The sequence below is a fragment of the Streptomyces sp. C genome (genome assembly GCF_000158895.1).
Taxonomy (GTDB): domain Bacteria; phylum Actinomycetota; class Actinomycetes; order Streptomycetales; family Streptomycetaceae; genus Streptomyces; species Streptomyces racemochromogenes.
This window is the reverse complement of sequence record NZ_GG657750.1, coordinates 3,551,180-3,571,796: the sequence shown is the minus strand read 5'-3', so window position 1 is coordinate 3,571,796 and position 20,617 is coordinate 3,551,180. Positions and strand designations below refer to the sequence as shown.

The 20,617-nt window shown below is 72.5% G+C and carries 24 protein-coding genes and 1 pseudogene; 14 read left to right on the top strand and 11 right to left on the bottom strand.

Going from position 1 to position 20,617, the window contains the following annotated elements; all coding sequences use genetic code 11:
* Positions 1–79 precede the first annotated feature (79 nt).
* On the top strand, positions 80–688 hold the full coding sequence (gene folE / locus SSNG_RS15900) for a GTP cyclohydrolase I FolE (RefSeq protein WP_007264872.1): 609 nt from the start codon (positions 80–82) through the stop codon (positions 686–688).
* A gap of 4 nt (positions 689–692) precedes the next feature.
* Entirely contained in the window at positions 693–1,082 is a 390-nt protein-coding gene (locus SSNG_RS15895) for a hypothetical protein (protein ID WP_007264871.1), read from the top strand.
* 11 nt (positions 1,083–1,093) lie between these two features.
* Here SSNG_RS15895 and SSNG_RS15890 read toward each other — a convergent pair whose 3' ends face one another.
* Positions 1,094–1,579 (bottom strand): DUF3180 domain-containing protein, encoded by a 486-nt coding sequence (locus SSNG_RS15890; RefSeq protein ID WP_007264870.1) that lies wholly within the window; start codon positions 1,577–1,579, stop codon positions 1,094–1,096.
* A gap of 144 nt (positions 1,580–1,723) precedes the next feature.
* On the opposite strand from SSNG_RS15890, the gene SSNG_RS15885 reads away from it, so the two are divergent.
* Positions 1,724–2,953: an RNA-guided endonuclease TnpB family protein gene (locus SSNG_RS15885; RefSeq protein ID WP_007264869.1), complete on the top strand. Its 1,230-nt coding sequence runs from the start codon at positions 1,724–1,726 to the stop codon at positions 2,951–2,953.
* A gap of 112 nt (positions 2,954–3,065) precedes the next feature.
* Here the strand turns inward: SSNG_RS15885 and folK are convergent, their stop codons facing one another.
* The 5 genes from folK to SSNG_RS15860 form a co-directional block, all read right to left on the bottom strand.
* Positions 3,066–3,674 (bottom strand): 2-amino-4-hydroxy-6-hydroxymethyldihydropteridine diphosphokinase, encoded by a 609-nt coding sequence (gene folK, locus SSNG_RS15880; protein WP_007264868.1) that lies wholly within the window; start codon positions 3,672–3,674, stop codon positions 3,066–3,068.
* Positions 3,671–4,030 (bottom strand): dihydroneopterin aldolase, encoded by a 360-nt coding sequence (gene folB, locus SSNG_RS15875; protein WP_030010912.1) that lies wholly within the window; start codon positions 4,028–4,030, stop codon positions 3,671–3,673. Before folB ends, folK begins: the two co-directional genes overlap by 4 nt.
* A gap of 131 nt (positions 4,031–4,161) precedes the next feature.
* Positions 4,162–4,605 (bottom strand): nuclear transport factor 2 family protein, encoded by a 444-nt coding sequence (locus SSNG_RS15870; protein WP_007264866.1) that lies wholly within the window; start codon positions 4,603–4,605, stop codon positions 4,162–4,164.
* Positions 4,606–4,648: 43 nt separating this feature from the next.
* A complete protein-coding gene (gene folP, locus SSNG_RS15865; protein ID WP_007264865.1) occupies positions 4,649–5,521 on the bottom strand; it encodes a dihydropteroate synthase in 873 nt (290 codons plus the stop codon).
* A gap of 304 nt (positions 5,522–5,825) precedes the next feature.
* Complete coding sequence (locus SSNG_RS15860; protein WP_007264864.1) at positions 5,826–7,679, bottom strand: phosphatidylglycerol lysyltransferase domain-containing protein; 1,854 nt, start codon at positions 7,677–7,679, stop codon at positions 5,826–5,828.
* Positions 7,680–7,831: 152 nt separating this feature from the next.
* On the opposite strand from SSNG_RS15860, the gene SSNG_RS15855 reads away from it, so the two are divergent.
* Positions 7,832–8,941 carry an alpha/beta hydrolase-fold protein gene (locus tag SSNG_RS15855; protein WP_042801101.1) on the top strand — a complete coding sequence of 370 codons (1,110 nt, stop codon included), beginning with the start codon at positions 7,832–7,834 and terminating at the stop codon, positions 8,939–8,941.
* A 69-nt stretch (positions 8,942–9,010) separates the two neighbouring features.
* Here SSNG_RS15855 and SSNG_RS15850 read toward each other — a convergent pair whose 3' ends face one another.
* Entirely contained in the window at positions 9,011–9,976 is a 966-nt protein-coding gene (locus SSNG_RS15850) for an ATP-binding cassette domain-containing protein (protein WP_042801097.1), read from the bottom strand.
* Positions 9,977–10,137: 161 nt separating this feature from the next.
* Here SSNG_RS15850 and SSNG_RS15845 point away from each other — a divergent pair, with 161 nt between their 5' ends.
* From SSNG_RS15845 to SSNG_RS15825, 5 genes and pseudogenes are all read left to right on the top strand, one after another.
* On the top strand, positions 10,138–10,851 hold the full coding sequence (locus tag SSNG_RS15845; protein WP_042801095.1) for an ABC transporter permease: 714 nt from the start codon (positions 10,138–10,140) through the stop codon (positions 10,849–10,851).
* 4 nt (positions 10,852–10,855) lie between these two features.
* A complete protein-coding gene (locus tag SSNG_RS15840; RefSeq protein ID WP_007264860.1) occupies positions 10,856–11,521 on the top strand; it encodes an ABC transporter permease in 666 nt (221 codons plus the stop codon).
* A gap of 45 nt (positions 11,522–11,566) precedes the next feature.
* Positions 11,567–12,553 (top strand): ABC transporter substrate-binding protein, encoded by a 987-nt coding sequence (locus SSNG_RS15835; protein ID WP_007264859.1) that lies wholly within the window; start codon positions 11,567–11,569, stop codon positions 12,551–12,553.
* A 95-nt stretch (positions 12,554–12,648) separates the two neighbouring features.
* Positions 12,649–13,645: pseudogene (locus tag SSNG_RS15830) on the top strand (hypothetical protein).
* Between the two features lie 175 nt (positions 13,646–13,820).
* A complete protein-coding gene (locus SSNG_RS15825) occupies positions 13,821–14,141 on the top strand; it encodes a CPCC family cysteine-rich protein (RefSeq protein ID WP_007264857.1) in 321 nt (106 codons plus the stop codon).
* Between the two features lie 65 nt (positions 14,142–14,206).
* Here SSNG_RS15825 and SSNG_RS15820 read toward each other — a convergent pair whose 3' ends face one another.
* The 4 genes from SSNG_RS15820 to SSNG_RS15805 form a co-directional block, all read right to left on the bottom strand.
* Complete coding sequence (locus tag SSNG_RS15820) at positions 14,207–14,539, bottom strand: hypothetical protein (RefSeq protein WP_007264856.1); 333 nt, start codon at positions 14,537–14,539, stop codon at positions 14,207–14,209.
* A 94-nt stretch (positions 14,540–14,633) separates the two neighbouring features.
* Complete coding sequence (locus tag SSNG_RS15815; RefSeq protein WP_007264855.1) at positions 14,634–14,849, bottom strand: hypothetical protein; 216 nt, start codon at positions 14,847–14,849, stop codon at positions 14,634–14,636.
* A 37-nt stretch (positions 14,850–14,886) separates the two neighbouring features.
* On the bottom strand, positions 14,887–15,762 hold the full coding sequence (locus SSNG_RS15810) for an arylamine N-acetyltransferase (RefSeq protein WP_007264854.1): 876 nt from the start codon (positions 15,760–15,762) through the stop codon (positions 14,887–14,889).
* Positions 15,763–15,855: 93 nt separating this feature from the next.
* Positions 15,856–16,998, bottom strand: coding sequence for an NADH-quinone oxidoreductase subunit D (locus SSNG_RS15805; protein ID WP_007264853.1), 1,143 nt, complete (start codon positions 16,996–16,998; stop codon positions 15,856–15,858).
* Positions 16,999–17,029: 31 nt separating this feature from the next.
* On the opposite strand from SSNG_RS15805, the gene SSNG_RS15800 reads away from it, so the two are divergent.
* The 5 genes from SSNG_RS15800 (at position 17,030) to SSNG_RS15780 (ending at position 20,594) form a co-directional block, all read left to right on the top strand.
* Positions 17,030–17,521: a PH domain-containing protein gene (locus SSNG_RS15800; protein WP_007264852.1), complete on the top strand. Its 492-nt coding sequence runs from the start codon at positions 17,030–17,032 to the stop codon at positions 17,519–17,521.
* 245 nt (positions 17,522–17,766) lie between these two features.
* Entirely contained in the window at positions 17,767–19,041 is a 1,275-nt protein-coding gene (locus tag SSNG_RS15795) for a PH domain-containing protein (protein WP_241695238.1), read from the top strand.
* A 1-nt stretch (position 19,042) separates the two neighbouring features.
* A complete protein-coding gene (locus SSNG_RS15790; protein WP_007264850.1) occupies positions 19,043–19,852 on the top strand; it encodes a hypothetical protein in 810 nt (269 codons plus the stop codon).
* 80 nt (positions 19,853–19,932) lie between these two features.
* The gene (locus SSNG_RS15785; RefSeq protein WP_007264849.1) at positions 19,933–20,265 is read left to right on the top strand and encodes a hypothetical protein; all 333 of its coding nucleotides are present in this window, start codon (positions 19,933–19,935) and stop codon (positions 20,263–20,265) included.
* A 20-nt stretch (positions 20,266–20,285) separates the two neighbouring features.
* Positions 20,286–20,594: a pore-forming ESAT-6 family protein gene (locus tag SSNG_RS15780; protein ID WP_007264848.1), complete on the top strand. Its 309-nt coding sequence runs from the start codon at positions 20,286–20,288 to the stop codon at positions 20,592–20,594.
* Positions 20,595–20,617 lie beyond the last annotated feature (23 nt).

Below are 20,617 nucleotides of genomic sequence, written 5' to 3'. Positions count from 1 at the left end.
GCCGCGCCCCCCAGGTTCTAGCCTGGGGGGCGCGGCACATTTGTACGAAGCCGCGCGTGCGCACAGGAACGAGGATGAGATGACCGACCCAGTGACCCTGACCGGTGGCGAGGGCACGATCGGCGAGTTCGACGAGAAGCGTGCCGAGGCGGCCGTCCGCGAGCTCCTGATCGCGGTCGGCGAGGACCCGGACCGCGAAGGCCTCCTGGAGACCCCGGCGCGCGTCGCGCGGGCGTACAAGGAGATATTCGCCGGCCTCTACCAGAAGCCCGAAGAGGTCCTGACCACGACGTTCGACCTCGGCCACGACGAGATGGTCCTGGTGAAGGACATCGAAGTCATGAGTTCCTGTGAACACCACCTGGTCCCCTTCCACGGTGTGGCCCACGTCGGCTACATCCCCTCCACCGACGGCAAGATCACCGGCCTGTCCAAGCTGGCCCGCCTCGTGGACGTCTTCGCCCGCCGCCCGCAGGTCCAGGAGCGCCTGACCACGCAGATCGCCGACTCCCTGATGGAGATCCTCGACCCGCGCGGCTGCATCGTGGTCATCGAGTGCGAGCACATGTGCATGACCATGCGCGGGGTCCGCAAGCCCGGCGCGAAGACCATCACCTCGGCGGTCCGCGGCCAGCTGCGCGACCCCGCGACCCGCAACGAGGCCATGAGCCTGATCATGGCGCGCTGAGCCCGTGCCGGAGCCGGGGGCGACCGGAGGGGCCCTCTGGGAGCCGCTGAGCGAGGACGTCCGGCGCACGCTGGAGGTCCTGCTCGGCGGTGGCTCCGACGTCCACCGCGCCCTGCGGGCGCAGATCCCGTACGCCGAGATGCGCGACAGCGGCTGCTCCTGCCCCTGCGTGTACCTGCGGGTGGACGCGGACGCCGTGCCGGCCGCGCCGACGGGCCGGCGCTCCGGCCCCGTGGCGGGGGCCTCCCTGATCGGCCCGGACGGCGGCTACGACGGCGAGGCGACCCTGTTCGCCCACGAGGGCGTCCTGGAGGACCTCCAGTTCTGCGACTGGGAGGACCGGGGCCCCGGGCCGCGCCCGCTCTGGGAGTGGCTGGGGCACCCGTACGAGTAGCCCCGCAGGGCTCAGGCCGTGGCGCGGGCCTTGGACGGGTCGTCGTCCTCGGGGAGCCTCAGGACGCGCTCCAGGAACAGCGCGGCGGCGATCACGGCCGCGCCGGCGATGACCGAGCCGCCCGCGTACCAGGCCTGGTCGCGGCGGGCCGGGACGTCCATCGCGTCGGTGAGCAGGAAGACGCCCACGCCGCCGTACATGCCCGCGACCAGGGCCGCGACCAGGGCGCTCGCCTGGCCGAAGACCACGGCCCGGGCCGCCATCAGCGGCTCCACGCCCTTAGCTCCCGGGCGGCGCTCCCGCTGGGCCTTGAGCCGGGCGCGCATCGACAGGGCCGTCGCCAGCAGGACGACGGCGATCACCGCCAGCACGATCGGCGCGGCCAGCGGGACGCCCGGCAGGGTGCCGTACGCGTTCCACAGGCGGGCACCCGCCCAGGACAGCACCCCGGCGATCGCGAAGATGCCCGCCAGGACCGCCGGCCTCAGTTGCTTCACCTGATTTCTCCCAGGAGGCTTCGGCCTTCAAGCCGGGTAGGAATGGGTCCTCGGGTTGGAGGCGCGGAGCGCCGGAGCTCGGTTCTCATCAGGTCTGACCTTGCTCTTTCGGTCGTTGTCAGTGGTCGGGGATAGGTTATTGGGATGGTAACGACAGCGTTAGCGGGGGATGCCGGGCATGCCCGGTGGACCTTCCGCGTCCGCGTGTCGTCCACTGCGCTCACCGCCCTGATGGCGGAGTGGGACCGGTGCCGGTGGATCTGGAACGAGTGCTGCGCGAAGTCGAAACAGGCGCATCTGTGGAACAAGGGCCGGCCCGAAGGGGCGGACAAGCGGACCTGCGGTCCGGCGCAGCTCGACAGGATGCTGACCGATGCCCGTAAGGCGAATGCCTGGCTGCGCGATGGGTCCTCGGTTCCGCAGCAGCAGTTGATCCGGGACTTCGGGAAGTCCCGCGCCAAGGCGCAGAAGGACATCAAGGACCGTTTGCCGGTGCGGCAGCGGGCCGGGATGCCGAAGTGGAAGAAGAAGCGGGAATCGCTGCCGTCCCTCAACTACACCAAGCGCGGCTTCCGGTTGAAGGACGGATACCTGCACCTGGTGGGCGGCATCGTGTTAACGGTGGTGTGGTCGCGGGATCTCCCGGCCGACCCGTCCAGCGTGCGTGTCTATCAGGACTCCGTCGGCCATTGGTACGCGTCCTTCGTCGTCCCCGCCGAGGTGCAGCCGCTGTCTGAGACGGGTCGTGTGATCGGTATCGACTGGGGTGTGAAGGAGATCGCGACCACCACCAGCGATGCCCACGACCTTCCGCACGCCGGGCACGGGAAGAAGGCCGCCGCCGGCCTCGCGCGTTGTCAGCGGATGATGGCCCGCCGGAAACCGGCGAAGGGCAAGCCCGCCTCGAAGGGCTACCGGGCGGCGAAGAAGCGAGTCGCGAAGCTGCACAAGAAGGTGGCCCGGCAGCGGCAGGACACCGGCCGTAAGTGGGCCAAGGCTGTGGTCCGCGATCACGATGCCCTGGCGGTGGAGGACTTCCGCCCGAAGTTCCTCGCCAGGTCCACCATGTCCAAGAAGGCCGCCGATGCCGCGATCGGCGCCACGAAGACGGCCCTCATCGAGATGGGCCGTAAGCACGGCCGTGCCGTGTACCTGGTCCACCCCGCGCACACCACGATGGACTGCGCGCAGTGCGGAGCGAGAACCAAGCACGCACTACCTCTCTCGGAACGCACGTACGCCTGCACCGTGTGCGGAGCCGTGTCCCCCAGGGACAAGAACTCCGCCCGCGTGATGCTGGCCCGGGCTGGTCTCGACCCGGCTGGTGCTGATCGCGGAAGACCAGATGGGGCGCTGCCCCGCCTGGCAGCGTGAGCCAGAAATCCCCGATCAGCCCTGGAGGGTGAGGAATCCCCTCCCCTTCAGGGAGGGGAGGATTCAATTGCCCGTCCCCTGTTTCCCCCGGCCCCCCACATCACGCTGACGGCTACTCCGGCAGGCGGAGTTCCAGGTCGGCGCGCGCCGTGACACCGGCGAGGCCGATCGCGGTCAGCAGCTCCCCGACGGGGCCGCGGCCGGGCAGCTGGGCCTCGGGGTCGATGTCGTTCCAGGGGGCCAGGACGAAGGACCGCAGGTGCGCCCGGGGGTGCGGGAGGGTGAGGACCGGGTCGTCGGAGACCACGTCGGCGTACGTGACGATGTCGACGTCGATCGTGCGCGGCCCCCAGCGCTCCTCGCGGACGCGGTCGAAGGCCTCCTCGATCGCGTGGGCCCGCTCCAGCAGGGAGGAGGGCGGCAGGGTGGTCTTCAGCGCGACGACGGCGTTCAGGTACGAGGGCTGCGAGCCGGGCTCGACGCCCCACGGCTCCGTCTCGTAGACCGGGGAGACGGCCTTGACCCGCAGCCCCGGGGTGTCGCCGAGGGCGTCGATGGCGCCCTGGAGGGTGTCCAGGCGGTTGCCGAGGTTCGCGCCGAGCGCGACGACGGCCCACTTGGGGTTGGACAGGGTGGTGTCCGCCGCGTCGACCGCCTCGACGACGGAGGCGGGCACCGGCTGGACGGTGGGGTCGCTCTGGGCGTTCAGTCCGTTGTTCATGCGCGGCTCCGGGTGATCGTGATGGTCACGTCGTCGAAGGGCACGGTGATCGGCGCGTCCGGCTTGTGGACGACGACCTCCACCTGTGCCACCGCCTCGTGCTTGAGGCACTGCTGGGCGATCCGCTCGGCGAGGGTCTCGATCAGGTCCACGGGCTCGCCCTGGACCACGTCCACGACCTCCTCGGCCACGACCCCGTAGTGCACGGTCTTGGCCAGGTCGTCACCGGCCGCGGCCGGGCGGGTGTCCAGGTGCAGCACGAGGTCGACGATGAAGGTCTGGCCCTCTTCGCGCTCCCGGGGGAAGACGCCGTGGTGCCCGCGAGCCTTGAGGCCGCGCAGCGCGACACGATCCACGCGAATCACTCCTGCTTTCGTAGGTGCTTCCGGTCCCGGGGCTCCCCGGGACCATGGGCCTACGCCGAGTGCGGTCGGCGTCGTCCACCTTCGAATTTACCTGCGACAAACCCGGGGCCCCGCCCTTGGGGTCAGCCGGAGCCCTCTTCTTCCTCGTCATCGGAGTCCGTGAGCACCGGAGAACCGTGGTGGGACCAGAGGCGCCAGCCCTCCGGTGTGCGTCGGAACACATTCGTGGCGACGACCAGCTGACCGACCAGCGGGCCCAGCTCGCCGGCCTCGGGGGAGGGTCCCCCGCTGAGGATGTTCTCGGTGCACGTGACCAGTGCGGTGTCACCTATGAGGGCCACCTTGGTGTCGGTCAGGAAGAACTGGATGTACTCGGTGTGGGACATGATCAGCGCGTACGAACGCAGCACCTCGCCCCGCCCCGAGAGCACCGGCCACCCGGGGTGGACGCAGGAGATCTCGTCCTCCAGCCAGAGCGCCGACAGCGTGTCGAAGTCCCCCTGCTCCATGGCCGCGTAGAAGGCCGTGTTGGCCTCTTCGACGGCTTCGATGTCGGTACGGCTCACCGTGCCCCTTCCCTGTACGTCCGGCGGGTGTGCGTCGGGCGGGTCACAGAGCCCCTTCCACGGCTCGGGCCACCCGAACCGCGTCCGCGGTCGCCCGTACCTCGTGCACCCGTACGGCCCAGGCGCCCTGGTGCGCGGCGATGGCCGAGACGGCGGCCGTGGCGGCGTCCCGCTCGCGGGCCGGGGGCGGGGCGGTGTCGGCGGTGCCGGCCAGGACCCGGCCGAGGAAGCGCTTGCGGGAGGCGGCGACGAGCAGCGGGAAGCCGAGGGCGCGCAGCTCGGGGAGGCGGGCGACGAGGGCCAGGTCGTGCTCGGCGTTCTTGGCGAAGCCGAGGCCGGGGTCGACGACGATCCGCTCGGGGGCGATGCCGCCGGCGACGACGGCGTCGATGCGGGCGCGGAGCTCGGCGGTGACCTCGGAGAGGACGTCGCCGTAGACGGCGAGGCTGTTCATGTTGTCGCTGAAGCCGCGCCAGTGCATGACCACGAAGGGCACGTCCGTGGCGGCGACGGCGGGGATCATGCCGGGGTCGGCGAGGCCGCCGCTGACGTCGTTGACGAGGCGGGCGCCCGCGGCGACGGCCTGTTCGGCGACGGCGGCGCGCATGGTGTCGACGGAGACGACGACGCCCTCGGAGGCCAGGCCCCGGACGACGGGCACGACCCGGCGGAGCTCTTCGTCGGCGTCGACGCGGGTGGCTCCGGGGCGGGTGGACTCACCGCCGACGTCGACGAGGTCGGCGCCCTGGGCGACGAGTTCGAGGCCGCGCTTGACGGCGGCGGTGGTGTCGAACCACCGGCCGCCGTCGGAGAAGGAGTCCGGGGTGACGTTGACGACGCCCATGACCGCGCAGCGGTCCCAGTCGGGCAGCCCTGTGACGATGCCCCTGGGGGCCGGCCCGAGGTTGCTGTTCATGGGCCCAGGGTAGTTGGCCGGGGCGTTGCGGGGGCCGGGGCCGGTGGGCGAGTACGGGTGGGTGGGCCGCTGCGCGGGCGAGGTCCCCTACCCGCCCTTCGCCCGTTCCCCGGGGCTCCGCCCCGGACCCCCGCGCCTCAAACGCCGGCGGGGCTGGAATTTCGCTGCGCGAAATCCAGCCCGCGCGGCGTTTGAGCGCACCGGGCGCGCAGCGCCCGGAACGGGTCCGGGCAGCGCCCGGGGAACGGTGGAAGGGCGGGTAGGGGACCAGCCCCGCAGGGGTCCCCTACCCGCCCGGCAGGGCTTACGCGGCCTGGACCTCCCGGTCCTGCTGCGCCGGCACCTTGGCCTCGTGGACCGTGTGCGTGCAGGTGCGCACCGGCTTGGGGCGGCGGCGGCTCGCGAAGAGGCGGGGGAGGGCCAGCGTGACGAAGCCCTCCGCCTGCATCACGGCGAAGCCGATGCGCGGCAGGTCGCGGTGGTGCCGGTAGACCATGAAGCGCGGCTCCCAGCGGGGGCGGAACTTCTCGTTGAACTTGTACAGCGACTCGATCTGGAACCAGCGCGAGAGGAACACGAGCAGGCCGCGCCAGGCCCGCAGGACCGGTCCGGCGCCGATCTTCTCGCCGCGGGCGAGGGCCGCGCGGAACATCGCGAAGTTCAGGGAGACCTTCTCGATGTTCAGCTCGGGGGCCTGCTGGAGGGAGGCGACGATCAGCAGCTCGTTCATGCCGGGGTCGGCCGCCCGGTCGCGGCGCATCATCTCCAGCGACATGCCGTCCTTGCCCCACGGCACGAAGTGCTGGATGGCCTTGAGGTCGCCGAAGGGGCTGGTGTCGCCCTCCTCGACGCGGTGCGCGGTGGCGATGATGCAGTCGCCGTCGCCCGGGTCGCCGATGCGGCCCAGGGCCATGGAGAAGCCGCGCTCGGTGTCGGTGCCGCGCCAGGCCTCGGACGCCCTGCGGACCTGGGACAGCTCGAACTCGTTCAGTTCGCTGACCCGGCGGACCTTGGTGGTGTAGCCGTTGCGTTCGATGCGCTTGACCATCTGGCGGACGTTGCGCATCGGGCGGCCGGAGAGGGAGAAGTCTTTGACGTCGACGATGGCCTCGTCGCCGAGCTCCAGGGCGTCCAGGCCGGTCTCGCGGGTCCAGACCTCGCCGCCGGTCTCGCTGCAGCCGACGACGGCGGGGGTCCAGGAGTGGGCCTTGGCCTCCTCCATGAACCGCTCGATGGCGCCGGGCCAGGCCTCGACGTCGCCGACCGGGTCGCCGGAGGCGAGCATCACGCCGGAGACCACCCGGTAGGTGACGGCGGCCTTGCCGCTGGGGGAGAAGACGACGGCCTTGTCGCGGCGGAGCGCGAAGTGGCCGAGGGAGTCGCGGCCGCCGTGCTTGGCGAGCAGCTCGCGCAGCTTCTCCTCGTCGGCGGAGGTGAGGCGGGCGGCCGGGTGCTCGGGGCGGAAGGCCAGGTAGATGGTGGTGACGGCGGTCAGCATGCCGAGCGCGCCGAGGGAGTAGCCGACGGTCCAGGAGACCCGGCCGGCGTAGTCGACGGGGCCCTCGAAGCCGAAGAGGCCGTAGACGACGTGGGTGATCTGCTCGTACAGGCTGGGGCGGCCGACGACCTTGCCCGGGTGCACGTTGACGATGACGAGGCCGAGGCCGATGGAGCCGGCGCTCATCAGGACGAAGTTGGCGAGGGCCTTCCAGCGGCTGCGCGGGTCCGGCAGGGCCTTGAATTCACCCTGGTGGCGGACCAGCAGGGCGAGGAGCACCGCGGAGATGACCACGCCGATGACGGAGTGGCGGTACGCGAACTGGGCGACGGCGCCTGCGGGCAGCAGGATGACGGCGGCCCGCCAGGCGCGGCGCTTGTGGCGCTTGAGACCGTGCGCGAGGAGCAGGATGAGCACGCCCGCGCTGATGGAGAGGGCCGCGGCGAAGGGGCCCAGGGAGCCGGGCAGCACCTCGGTGACCGCGTGGATCCGGCTGTGGCGGAATCGCGGGAAGACGCCCGCCGCGATGTCCAGAAGGCCGACGATCATGACGGCCGTACCTACGAGACCGGGCACCGACTCCGGTCGTGGTCCGCGGAAGATTCGCCGGACCGTACTCGGAACCTGTCCCGACTTATCGCCATCTATCCTGCTAGACATCGCTTCCCGTTGCTCCGCGAGAGATCATGTGGCCGAAGGCCGTGACAGCCTCCGGAGTGTGGTGCGTCCACTAGGACGACATCGGCGGGGAGGGGGTTCACTCTTCCGTCGGAAAAATCCGGTCCTGCCATCAGAAAGTCGACTGACTGCTCATGGGTCTCACCAGTAATACGGTTCTGGTCCTGGCCATCATCGCGGGCGTGGCCCTGTTCGCGGTCACGGTCTGGGCCTGGCCGAAGCTCTCGGGGCGCGGCGTGCGCGCGGTCTTCGGCCGGATCGGCCTGCTGCTGGCCACCCAGCTGGCGCTGTTCTCGGCAGTCGGTCTCGCGGCGAACAAGTCGTTCCTCTTCTACGGCTCGTGGGCGGACCTGTTCGGCCAGGAGACGTCCATCGGCAAGGTCGTCGACCACTCGATGAGCAGCAAGGACATCAAGGTCCTCGACAAGCAGAAGCTGGACGTGCCCGGCGGCGGCAAGCCGCAGGTCGGCGGGCAGATCCTGAAAGTGGCCATAACCGGCCCGAAGTCGAAGATAACGAGCCCCGGCTACGTGTGGCTGCCCCCGGAGTACTTCCAGCCGCAGCACAAGGACCAGAACTTTCCGGCGTCGATCGTCCTGACGGGCTACCCGGGCACCGCCGAGAACCTGATCAAAGGGCTGAACTACCCGATGACGGCCTTCAAGCAGGCCAAGGCGGGCAAGATGAAGCCGATGATCCTGGTCATGCTGCGGCCGACGATCGCGCCGCCGCGCGACACCGAGTGCGTGGACATACCCGGTGGCCCGCAGACCGAGACGTTCTTCGCGCAGGACCTGCCGCAGGCCATCCAGTCCACCTTCCGGGTGGGCAAGAAGCCGCAGAACATGGGCTTCATCGGCAACTCCACGGGCGGCTACTGCGCCCTGAAGATCGCCGCGCACCACCCGCAGACCTTCGGGGCGGCGGTGGGCCTGTCCGCGTACTACAAGGCGGCGGACGACGCGACGACCGGTGACCTGTTCCACGGCGACGACAAGCTGAAGGCCCGCGCGGACGTGCTGGCGAGCCTGAAGGACAAGAAGCCGACCGGTACGTCCTTCCTGGTCACGACCAGTGAGAAGGGCGAGGACAACCTGAACGACACCAAGAAGTTCATCAAGCTGGTCAAGGGCCCGGACCGGGTCTCCTCGATCATCCTCGACAGCGGCGGCCACAACTTCAACACCTGGCGCCGCGAGATCCCGCCGATGCTGGTGTGGCTGAGCGGCCGCATGCAGGCCTGAGCCCCGTGCTCGGCAGGTGTACGTGAAGGGCCCGGCTCCGGCCGGGCCCTTCCGCGTGTCCGGGCGCCGTCAGGAGTCCCGGAGGCCGGCCCGGCGCAGCGCCCGGTGCACCCCGCCGGGGGTGAGTACGCCGGCCAGTGCGCCGGAGTCCGGGTCGGTGACGCCGACGCGGCCGGAGTCGTCCTGGAGCAGGGCGGCGAGGGCCTCGCGCAGCGACGCCCCCAGGGGCACCGTGACGGCGGGGTCCGGGCCGCCGTCGGGGGCGGTCAGGTCGGCCGTCCCGACGGGGGTGACGGCGAGCCGCTTGAGGCCGCGGTCGGCGCCGACGAAGGAGGCGACGTACTCGGTGGCGGGCGCGGCGAGGACGGCGGCCGGGCGGGCGAACTGCTCGATGGTGCCGTGCCCGTAGACGGCGATCCGGTCGCCGAGCCGGACGGCCTCCTCCAGGTCGTGCGTGACCAGCAGGATCGTCTTGCGGACGGTCTTCTGGAGGGTCAGGAACTCGTTCTGGAGCCGTTCGCGCACCACCGGGTCGACCGCGCCGAAGGGCTCGTCCATGAGCAGCACCGGCGGGTCGGCGGCGAGGGCGCGGGCCACGCCGACGCGCTGGCGCTGCCCGCCCGACAGCTGCTGCGGGTAGCGGCCCCCGTACACGGCCGGATCCAGCCCCACGAGTTCGAGCAGTTCGGCGGCGCGGGCGCGGGCCTTCGCCTTGGGGGTGCCGATCAGCTGGGGCACGGTCGCCGTGTTCTCCAGGACCGTCTTGTGCGGGAACAGCCCGACCTGCTGGATGACGTAGCCGATGCGGCGGCGCAGCTCGACCGGGTCGGCGGCGGCGATGTCCTCGCCGTTCAGCAGGATCCGGCCGGAGGTCGGCTCGATCAGCCGGTTGACCATCTTCATCGTGGTCGTCTTGCCGCAGCCGGACGGGCCGACCAGCGTGACCAGCTCGCCCTCCGCGACCTCGAAGGACAGTTCCTCGACGGCCGTCGTCCCGTCGGGGTAGCGCTTGGACACTCGCTCGAATCGGATCACCCCGCCATCCTCCCCCAACGGTCCGCCCGGATGGGCGAAGGGTTCGTCAGGGGAGTGTTGCGGCTGTGCGAATAATTCCGGCCATCGCGGGCACCGGGGGTTATGGTCGCTCGGAGGCCGCTGTGCGGCACATCCGTGCGAGGGGGGAAGGGGTGAGCGGCTTGGCCGGGCAGGGCTGCCTGGTGGCGAACGACTGGATCTGCTGGGAATACGTCACCTCCCGCTCCCGGGAGCTCACCGACGCGACCGTCGAACACGTCTGGATCACCGCGGTGGCGGTGCTCGTCGGCGTCGCCGTGGCCGTCCCCCTCGCCCTGCTGGCCCGCCGCGGCCGCCGCTGGGCGGCTCCCGTGCTGGGTCTGACCACGCTGCTCTACACGATCCCCTCGCTCGCCATGTTCTCCCTGCTGCTGCCCTTCTTCGGGCTGTCGGCGGCGCTCGTGGTGACCGGCCTGGTGCTGTACTCGCTGACCATCCTGGTCCGCAACGTGCTGGCCGGCCTGGAGGCCGTCCCCGAGGACGTACGGGAGGCCGCGCGCGGCATGGGCTACGGCCCGGGCCGGCTGCTGTGGCAGGTGGAACTCCCGCTGGCGCTGCCCGCCCTGCTCGCCGGGGTGCGGATCGCCACCGTGTCGACGGTGGCCCTGACCACCGTCGGCTCCATCGTCGGCAAGGGCGGGCTGGGCAACCTGATCGCCCCCGCCGTGAACAGCTCCTTCAAGGCCCAGGTGCTCACCGCGTCCGTGCTGTGCGTGCTGCTCGCGCTCGTCGCCGACCTGCTGCTGCTCGCAGTGCAGCGCCTGCTGACCCCGTGGACGCGGCCCGGCCGCCGTTCCGCGAAGACCGGGGCGGCCGCGAAGGCGAAGGGGGCGTGAGGGCATGGGCGTGATGGCACGGTCCTGGGACTGGCTGGCCGACGGGGCCAACTGGTCCGGCGAGGCGGGGGTGTGGCACCGGCTCGGCGAGCACGTCTACGTGAGCGGGATCGCCCTGGCCGTCGCCTGCGCGGTGGCCCTGCCCGTGGGCCTGTGGCTCGGCCACCTCGGCAAGGGCGGCACCCTCGCGGTGAACGTCTCCAACGCCGGGCGGGCCGTGCCGGTGTTCGCGGTGCTGGCCCTGTTCATGGTCTCGCCGCTGCGCAGCGCGGGCTACCTGCCCACCATCGCCGCGCTGGTGCTGTTCGCCGTACCGCCGCTGCTGACCAACGCGTACGTCGGCATGCGCGAGGTGGACCGCTCGGTGGTCGAGGCGGCCCGGGGGATGGGCATGTCGGGGCGCCAGCTGTTCCTGCGCGTGGAACTGCCGCTCGCGCGCCCCCTGGTGATGACCGGGCTGCGTTCGGCCGCCGTGCAGGTCGTCGCCACCGCCACGATCGCGGCGATGGTCGGCCAGGGGGGCCTGGGCCGGATCATCACCGCCGGCTTCAACACGTACAACACCCCGCAGGTGGTGGCGGGCGCCGTGCTGGTGGCGCTGCTGGCCCTGGTGGTGGAGGGCGCGCTGGTGGCGGCCGACCGGCTGCTGCCGGGGGCCCCGTCGCGCTGAGGCGCGGCAGGCCGTCCTCCCTCTTACCGATCCCTAAGGAGCATGATGAGCAAGTCCACGCGCATCCTCGGCGCGACCCTGGGCGCGGTGGCCCTGACCGTCTCGCTCGCCGCGTGCGGCGGCGAGAGCCTGGAGAAGGCGAAGGACGGCGGTTCCGCGTCGGCCCCCGCCGGGGGCGGCGGCAAGGGGAAGCTGGTGGTCGGCGCGGCGGGCTTCACCGAGTCCAACGTGCTGGCGGAGCTGTACGCGCAGGTCCTGCGCGGCGCCGGCTACGACACCTCGGTCACCACCGTCAACAACCGCGAGCTGTACGAGCCGTCGCTGGAGAAGGGCGAGATCGACGTCGTCCCGGAGTACGCGGCCACGCTCGCGGAGTTCCTGAACGCCAAGGTGAACGGTCCGAACGCGCCCAAGGAGAAGCCGGTCGCCTCCAGCGACGCGGCGGCGACCGTCGCGGCGCTGGAGAAGCTCGCGGCGCCGCTCGGGCTGAAGGCCCTCCCGGCGGGCTCGGCGGTCGACCAGAACGCCTTCGCCGTGAGCAGGGAATTCGCGCAGAAGAACAACCTCAAGTCCCTTTCCGATCTTGGAAAGTCGGGGCTGAAGGTGAAGATCGCGGCGGGTGACGAATGCGCCGTCCGCCCCTTCTGCGCGCCCGGACTGGAGAAGACGTACGGAATCGCCGTTTCCGGTATTGATCCCAAGGGAGTCGGCACCCCGCAGGCCAAGCAGGCCGTCAAGGACGGGGTGGACCAGCTGGTGCTGACCACCACCACCGACGCCACCCTCGACGCCTACGGCCTGGTCCTGCTGGAGGACGACAAGAAGCTCCAGAACGCCGACAACGTGCTGCCCGTCGTCAACGCCAAGGACGCCGGGGCCCCCGAGGTCGCCACCGCCCTCGACGCGCTCACCAAGGCCCTGACCACCGCCGACCTCGTCGAGTTGAACCGCAAGGTGGACGCGGAACGCGCGAAGCCGGCCGACGTGGCGAAGGCCTATCTGGAGTCCAAGGGACTGCTGAAGAAGCAGTAGTCACGTGTTTGATGGCCAATTGTGGGGTAACTGCCCGGGAACGGATTGCCGGGCGGGTACCCCACACGCGGTCCACGCCCTGTAAATTTCAGGCCATGCCCCGTGGACGCCACCGCAATCCCGAGCCCCTGCACCGACTTCTCACGCCGACGGCCGTCGCCGGGGTTTCCGTGGCCAGCGCCGGTGCGGCCTGGCTCCTCGCGGAACCCCTCGCACTGCGCCTGCTCGTGGCCCTCACGGCGGCCGCCGGCGTGGGCGGCGCCGTCCTCATGCGCTCCTGGGACCGGGCGGCCGGCCGCCGGGTGGCGGAGCTGGCCCGCGAACGGGTCAAGGACGAGTGGAAGACGGACGAGCGGATAGCCGAGCTCGAATCCGACATCGAGGAGGCCCGCCTGCTGCGCGCCCGCCTCGACGCCAAGCTGCGCGCCAAGCGCGTCGAACTGGCGGGCCTGCGCGGGGAACACGCCGCGCTGCTGCGCCGGTACGCCACCGCCGAGACCGAGCGCGCCAGTGCCCTGGAGAAGCGCCGGCTGCTCGCCCTGGAGGCCTCCACCGCCCCGGCCGGCGCGCCCAAGGAACTCCCGGCCGTCTCCGAGGAGCGCACCGGCTCCGGAGCGCCCACCCCGGTCGGCTACGCCCGGGCCCACGCCGCGATGGCGGCCCTGGCCCGCAAGGCGGAGGAACGGTCCGCCACCGCTGCCGCCCCGGCGCCCACGCACAGCCGCCCGGCCGCTCCCGCCCCCGACCGGGCGGCGGCGGTCCCGGCCCGCCGGGCCGGCGGCCGCGGTGTCCCCGTACGCGGCCCAGCGCCGCACCGCCTCCCGCGCCGAGGGCGGCTTCGACTTCTTCGGCACCAAGAACGCCGCGCAGGCCCGCGCCGCGATCGAGTCCGTGCAGAACGAGGACCTCGCCGACGTGGTCGGCGCCGAGGCCCTCGCCGTCCACGAGGCGGAGACGGCGGACGCCGAAGCCGGACCGGAGGCCACGGAGGCCACCCCCGAACAGGACGCGGCGGGCCAGGTCATCGACCTCACGGCGCACGACGAGACGGAGCCCATCGAGGTGGTCCGCCTCCGCACCGCGATCTCCTAGGGGGTGTCCGCAAAGTCTCGCCTGCCCCGCGACGCCCGGCGCGCGCTCTCGCCGCACCGGACGAAAGCCCAAGTACGTCCAGTACGCGGGCTTCCGCCCGGCACGCCGAGAGCACGCACCGGACGACGCGGGGCCGCCCTCCGGGCGGACGGCGCCACTTTGCGGACACCCCCTAGTGCGCGAGCGCCGCATGGGCGAGCCGGGCGAGGTCTTCGACTGCCCGTGCTGCTTCCAGCCGACCCTGGAGTCGAGCGCCTGCTTCGAGATCTGCGGCGAGTGCGGCTGGGAGGACGACGGCCAGGGCGACGAGGAGGCCGACGAGGTCTGGGGCGGCCCCAACGGCAGCCAGAGCCTCACCGACGCCCGGCGCGAGCACCGGGAGTGGCTGGCGGAGGCCGCAGAGGACGCCGACCGATCCTCGGTGACACGGGGCGGGCCCGGAGCCTGGCGGACGGCGGCCGGCGAGCTCCCGACCGAGGACCCGGCCACGCCCTGAGGGGCCCGGCCGGACGGATCTCCACAGCCTGTGCACAAGCCGGCGGATCCGGCGGGCCCGGCGGCTCAGGGGAAGGCGAGGACCAGGCCCACCGTGCACAGCTCCAGGAGCAGTTGGGCGCCCAGCGCCGGGCCCCGCAGCCGCGCCGGCGCGGCCAGGGCCAGCACCAGCGCCACCGCCGCCGCACCGCACAGCACCAGGAAGACGACCCCGGGGAAGGGCTCGCAGCCGCCGTACATCAGGCAGCGGCCGCCCTTCTCGGTCATCAGGACCAGGATCTTCGCCGCCACCAGCGCGGGCACGAACAGCGCGGCGGCGACCACCGCGGGCACGCGGCTCCGCCCCGCCCCGGCGGACGGGGGCGCGGCGGCGGTCGGGGGCTGAGGGCTCCAGGTCATGCGGCCATCCTGTCCCGGCGGGCCGGACCGGGGGATCCGTACGCGTACTCAGTCCGCCCGGCCCCCGTACCCAGACGGCAGCGGCCGGGGCGGCTCAGAACAGCGGCAACTGCCCCGGATGCGGCCCGAGGACGAAGCCGTCCAGCGTCGGGGCGGAGGCACCGAGGACCACCCGGGCCCGGGAGCCGGGGCAGGACACCATGTCGCCCCGGTCGCGCCCGGCCGGCGGGTCGTGGCGGGCGATCCGGCCGGCCGTCACGGCGCAGTCGCGGCCGCAGGCGGGGCAGGCCCGTCGGGGGGAGTGGGACATGCCCCCAGTCTGCCCTGGCGCACCGACAGCGAAGCCGTCAGGAGGCGGGCGCGGCCTCCTTCTCGGCCTTGGACGCGAGCCAGGCCCGGTGGGCCTCGTCCACCCGGGCCCACAGGACCTCCCGGTCCGCCTCCGTCAGGTCGTCGAGCCGCCGCCCGAAGACGCCCTCCAGCACCTCGAAGAACTCCCGCCGCCCGGCCAGTTCCCGCTCGGCCGTCACCTTCCCGCCCCCCGCCCGGCGGGACAGGACGCGTCCGCGCAGGATGTCCACGCCGTCCGCGTCGCGCCGGAACAGCGCGAAGGTCCGTACGAAGGAGGAGTCCGGGGAGGTCGACAGCCAGGTGTGCGTCGCCTCGAAGTCGGCCATCGCCGCGGGGGCGTCGCGGAAGTTCACCCGGTGCATGCCGCTGTCGGGATTGAGGTAGCTCCAGCCGGGGCCCTCGCCCTCCAGCGGGTCCAGCCGCCGCAGCGCGTAGCGGAAGCCGCCCTGCTCGTACGAGCCCTCGCGCAGCGGCAGCGGCTCGTACGGGCCGTCCCCGAGCCCGGCGTCCACCCAGTACGCCGCCCCGTCGACCCGCACGGTCAGCGTCAGGTGCTGGCCGTTGACCACCCGCGACCCGTCGTCGGCCTCGACCCCGGACAGGTGGCGGGTCACGTCGTAGCCCAGGCCCTCCAGCAGCGCGGCGAAGGCGCCGTTGAGGTGGAAGCAGTAGCCGCCGCGCCCCTCGGCGAACCGGCGCGCCGACAGGCCGGGGTCGATGCCGGGCGGCCGGCCGAGGTGGATGTCGACGTTGTCGTAGGGGATGCGCTCCAGGTGGGCGCGCTGGAGCGCGAACAGCCCCTCGGCGGAGGGGGCGCCGGGGTCGGTCAGGCCGAGGCGGCGCAGGTAGTCCGGGTACGTGCCAGTGGTCATGGGGGCACCCTAGGACGCCCCACCGACACGGCCCGGGCGGATTTCCCCGGCCTGTCAGGTCGCGCGGACCCGTCCCGGCGGGGGCCGGCCGCCCTACTTGTCGATGTCGCCGACCACGAAGAAGAGCGAGCCGAGGATCGACACCATGTCCGCGACCAGCTGCCCGGGCAGCAGCACGGCCAGCGCCTGGATGTTGTTGAAGGAGGCGCTGCGCAGCTTCAGCCGGTACGGGGTCTTCTCGCCCTTGGAGACCAGGTAGTAGCCGTTGATGCCGAGCGGGTTCTCCGTCCAGGCGTACGTGCTGCCCTCGGGCGCCTTCAGCACCTTCGGGAGCCGCTGGTTGACCGGCCCCGGCGGCAGCTCCGCCATCCGGTCCAGGCAGGCCACGGCCAGGTCGAGGGCGTTGTGCGTCTGGTCGAGCAGCACCTCGAAGCGGGCCAGGCAGTCGCCCTCGGTGCGGGTGACGACCTTCAGCACGTCGGCCAGCTCCCCGTACGCCAGGTACGGCTCGTCGCGGCGCAGGTCGAAGTCCACGCCGGAGGCGCGCGCGATCGGGCCGGACACCCCGTACGCGTGGACCGCCTCGGCGGACAGGACGCCGACGCCGCGGGTGCGGGCCCGGAAGATCTCGTTGCCGTGGACCAGCTTGTCGTAGACGTCCATGCGGGTGCGGACGTCGGCGATGGCGGCGCGGGCCCGGCCGAGCCAGCCGGCCGGGAGGTCCTCCTTGAGGCCGCCGACGCGGTTGAACATGTAGTGCATGCGGCCGCCGGAGATCTCCTCCATCACGGCCTGGAGCTCCTCGCGCTCGCGGAACGCGTGGAAGATCGGGGTGATGCCGCCCAGTTCGAGGGGGTACGACCCGAGGAACATCAGGTGGTTCAGGACCCGGTTCAGCTCGGCGAGGAGCGTGCGCATCCACACCGCGCGCTCGGGGACCTCCATGCCGAGCATCCGCTCGACGGCCATGACCACGCCGAGCTCGTTGGAGAACGCGGACAGCCAGTCGTGGCGGTTCGCGAGCATCACGATCTGCCGGTAGTCGCGCGCCTCGAAGAGCTTCTCGGCACCCCGGTGCATGTAGCCGACCACCGGCTCGGCGCTGGCGATGCGCTCGCCGTCCAGGACGAGCCGCAGGCGCAGCACGCCGTGGGTGGAAGGGTGCTGGGGTCCGATGTTGAGCACCATGTCGGTGCTCTCCGCCGCACCGCCGATGCCGACCGTGGTCTCCGTCATGGGCGCATTGTCTCAGTCCTAGGGTGGGTGCATGGATACGGGGACGAGGGGTGAGACGGACCGCCCCGAGTGGGTGGGCCTGCCCGGCGGGCTGCGCGGGGTCCGACGGCTGCTGCTGGTGCTCTGGACGGTCCCGCTCACGGTGGTGACCGGCGTGTCGCTGGGGCTGGCCGCCGGGCCGTGGTGGGCCGTGCTCGCGGTGTTCTGGCCGGCCGTACTGGCCTGGGGGTGGGTGCTGATCGGGCGGAACTGGCGGTCCTGGCGGTACGCGGAACGGGCCGACGACCTGCTGATCAGCCGGGGGGTGCTGTGGCGGGAGGAGACGGTGGTCCCGTACGGGCGGATGCAGCTGGTGGAGGTGACCTCGGGCCCGCTGGAGCGCCGCTTCGGCCTGGCCTCGGTCCAGCTCCACACGGCGGCCGCGGCGACGGACGCCAGGATCCCGGGCCTGGCCCCGGCGGAGGCGGAACGCCTCCGCGACCGCCTGACCGCCCTGGGCGAAGCAAGGTCGGCGGGCCTGTGACCCCGCCGCCGCCCCGCTCCGCGGGGGACCCGGACCGGGGAACCCCCGCCCCCGGCGACGAGCACCGCCCGGCGGAGGGGTCCGGGGCGGAGCCCCGGGGAACGGTGGAAGGGCGGGTAGGGGACGGCCCCGCGCAGCGGCTCCCCGACGCCCCCACCACGCCCGCCGCCGCCCAGGCTCCCGCCGCCGCGCCCGGGGCCGGCCCGGCGCACCCGGAAGCCCCGCAGGGGAGCGGCGAGCGGCGGCTGCACGTGCTGACCCCGCTGCGGCGCGCCTGGGTGCCCGGCGCCGCCCTCGGCGGTGTCGTCGTCCAGCAGGGCGAGCGGGCCCAGGAGTGGATCACCGGCCTCACCCCCGGCGTGCGCCTGCTCGTCCTGGCCGCGCTGGTCCTCGTCTTCGGCACGTACGGCTTCCTCAGCTGGTGGTTCACCCACTACGCCGTCACCGACACCGAGCTCCGCATCCGCACCGGCCTGGTCTTCCGCCGCACCGCCCACATCCGCCTCGACCGCCTCCAGGCCGTGGACGTCACCCGCCCGATGCTGGCCCGCGTCGCCGGCGTCGCCAAGCTCCGGCTCGACGTCATCGGCACCGCGGCCAAGGACGAGCTGGCCTTCCTCGACGAACGCGACGCCGTCGCCCTGCGCGCCGAGCTGCTGGCCCGCGCCGCCGGCTTCGCGCCCGCCGAGGCCGTCGCCGTCGGCCAGGCCCCCGCGCGGGAGCTGCTGCGCGTGTCCGTACGGGACCTGGTGGTCTCGCTGCTGCTCGGCCTCGACGTGTGGGCCGCTCTGACCGCCGGACTCGTCGCACCGGTGGTCGTCTGGCGGCTCAGCGACAGCCTCTGGGCGGCCGCGGTCACCCTCGTACCGCTGCTCGGCGCCGTGTGGGGCGGCACCGCGGGCCGGTTCCTCACCGGGTACGACTGGACCGTCGCCGAGTCCCCCGACGGGCTGCGCCTGGACCACGGGCTGCTGGACCGGGCCCACGAGACGGTCCCGCCGGGCCGGGTGCAGGCCGTACGGATCGTGGAGCCGCTGCTGTGGCGGCGGCGCGGCTGGGTCCGGGTGGAGCTGGCCGTGGCCGGCTCCAAGAACGGGGTGCTGGTCCCCGTGGCCACCCGGGACGCCGCCCACGCCCTGATCGCCCGCGTGCTGCCGGGCGCGGACCCGGCCGGCCTGCGGTTCAGCCCCTCCCCGCGCACCGGCTCGCGGTGGGTGGTGCCGGTGTGGTGGAAGGGGTACGGCCTGGCCGTTTCGGAGGAGGTCTTCGCCGCCCGGCGGGGCCGCCTGTGCCGGCGCACGGAGATCGTTCCGCATGCGAAGGTGCAGAGCGTGCGCCGCTCACAGGGCCCCTGGGAGCGCGCCCGCGGGGTGGCCGACGTACACGTGGACACCGGCGCGAACACCACCGTCACCGCCCGGCTGCGCCCCGCCGCCGAGGCCGCCTGCCTGCTGCACGACCAGGCGGTCCGCTCCCGCACCTCCCGCGCGGCGGCCCGCCCCGACCGATGGATGACCTGACATGACGACGGCCTACGAGCGGCTGCTCGGCACCGGCTTCGACGGCACGCCCACCAGCGACCCGTACGAGGTGATCTGGGAGGGCGAGGACGATCCCGCCCACCGCGACCGCGTACCCGGCCTCACCGCCCTCCTCGACGATCCCGCCGCGGCCTGCGGCGAACGCCTCCTGGCCCTGATCGCCCTGGTCCACTGGGCCGAGCCCGCCGGCTACGAGGCCGTCGTCCGGGCCGCCACCACCGACCCCCGCGCCGCCTTCTGGTACGGCTGGTCGATCGACCGCTGGTTCTCCCAGGACGACAGCTACGGCCATTTCTGCGAAGCGGCCGTCAGCAGTGCGGAGTTGGCGGCGCAGAAGGGCACCTCGGAGCTGCGTGCCGCGACCCTCCGCGCCCTGGTCGGCCTCGCCGACCGCGAGGGCTTCGACAACCGGCTCGGCGACTGCCTGGACGCCGAGTCCGTACGCGACTGCCTGCCCGGGATCCGCGCCGCCGTCGAACGGGGCCTCGCCGGGATGCGGGCGGGGCAGCGCTACCGCTTCGACGTCGAGACCCAACTCGTCGGCCTCGCGGGAGCGGTGACCCTGGTCGACGAGGAACTCGCGGTGGAACTGCTGCGGACGCTGCTCGACAACGAGTCCTCCGGCCGCGCCCTCCGGCACGCCGCGGGCCCGGTGTCCCGCTGCCAGGGCCCGGCCGGCAGGGCCCTGGCAGCCTGGCTGTGGGACGCGGGGGACGACTACGTACGGGAGGTCCTGGGCAAACGACAACCGGCCGACGGCGATTTTCGGCCAGACGTCAAGGCCGGATGAAACCGTGTTTGTGTTCGCAACGTCCCTTCGGTAGACAGGTACGCACGCAAGTGACGGAACAACACGTCAGGGGTGGGTGAATGAAGTTCGACATGGGCAGCACCACGCTGTCCGAACTGGGCAAGGCCACGACCGGTTCCAGCGACGACCTCGGCACGCTGATCAAGCTGCTGGTCGCCGCCGCGGACCCGCTGGAGGGCAAGTTCAACGGCGTCGGACGCCAGGCGTTCGACTCCTTCAAGCGGCGCTCCGACGCGATCACCGCCGAGCTGAACGCCTCGCTGCGCGCCATCCTCGGCGGCCAGGCCGGAATGGACACCTCGTTCACCACCGGTGACCAGGAGCAGGGCGACAACGCCCACCAGAACATGGGCTCCGCGAACTTCGACGCCGCTCGCTTCGGCGCGCGCTGACACCCGGGGGACTGACAGACATGGCGAACCAGGACCGCACCTCGTACGACATCGCCGCCTCCGTCGAGGTCCAGGGCGGACTCGGCGGGATCATCGGCCAGCTGGAGCGGGTGCTCGGCGACCGTGACAACGCGGTGAAGGCCGCGATGGCCGAGTTCCAGGCCGACGGCGTCTCCGACGAGTACCACGGCAAGGAAGTCCGCTGGAACAAGGCGGCGAACGAGGTCCGCGACATCATCCGCCTCGTCCGCACCACGCTGGAGCAGAACGACGCCACCGCACAGGCCACGCTGCAGAAGGCCAAGGCGGCGGTCGACAACATCGGCTGACGCCGGACGAGGGACGCGAGTAC

Coding starts and splice junctions, on each gene's coding strand:
- folE (WP_007264872.1), top strand. CDS start 80: ATGACCGACCCAGTGACCCTGACCGGTGGCGAGGGCACGATCGGCGAG.
- SSNG_RS15885 (WP_007264869.1), top strand. CDS start 1,724: ATGGTAACGACAGCGTTAGCGGGGGATGCCGGGCATGCCCGGTGGACC.
- folK (WP_007264868.1), bottom strand. CDS start 3,674: ATGAACAACGGACTGAACGCCCAGAGCGACCCCACCGTCCAGCCGGTG.
- folP (WP_007264865.1), bottom strand. CDS start 5,521: ATGAACAGCAACCTCGGGCCGGCCCCCAGGGGCATCGTCACAGGGCTG.
- SSNG_RS15860 (WP_007264864.1), bottom strand. CDS start 7,679: ATGTCTAGCAGGATAGATGGCGATAAGTCGGGACAGGTTCCGAGTACG.
- SSNG_RS15855 (WP_042801101.1), top strand. CDS start 7,832: ATGGGTCTCACCAGTAATACGGTTCTGGTCCTGGCCATCATCGCGGGC.
- SSNG_RS15840 (WP_007264860.1), top strand. CDS start 10,856: ATGGGCGTGATGGCACGGTCCTGGGACTGGCTGGCCGACGGGGCCAAC.
- SSNG_RS15835 (WP_007264859.1), top strand. CDS start 11,567: ATGAGCAAGTCCACGCGCATCCTCGGCGCGACCCTGGGCGCGGTGGCC.
- SSNG_RS15820 (WP_007264856.1), bottom strand. CDS start 14,539: ATGACCTGGAGCCCTCAGCCCCCGACCGCCGCCGCGCCCCCGTCCGCC.
- SSNG_RS15815 (WP_007264855.1), bottom strand. CDS start 14,849: ATGTCCCACTCCCCCCGACGGGCCTGCCCCGCCTGCGGCCGCGACTGC.
- SSNG_RS15810 (WP_007264854.1), bottom strand. CDS start 15,762: ATGACCACTGGCACGTACCCGGACTACCTGCGCCGCCTCGGCCTGACC.
- SSNG_RS15805 (WP_007264853.1), bottom strand. CDS start 16,998: ATGACGGAGACCACGGTCGGCATCGGCGGTGCGGCGGAGAGCACCGAC.
- SSNG_RS15800 (WP_007264852.1), top strand. CDS start 17,030: ATGGATACGGGGACGAGGGGTGAGACGGACCGCCCCGAGTGGGTGGGC.
- SSNG_RS15790 (WP_007264850.1), top strand. CDS start 19,043: ATGACGACGGCCTACGAGCGGCTGCTCGGCACCGGCTTCGACGGCACG.
- SSNG_RS15785 (WP_007264849.1), top strand. CDS start 19,933: ATGAAGTTCGACATGGGCAGCACCACGCTGTCCGAACTGGGCAAGGCC.
- SSNG_RS15780 (WP_007264848.1), top strand. CDS start 20,286: ATGGCGAACCAGGACCGCACCTCGTACGACATCGCCGCCTCCGTCGAG.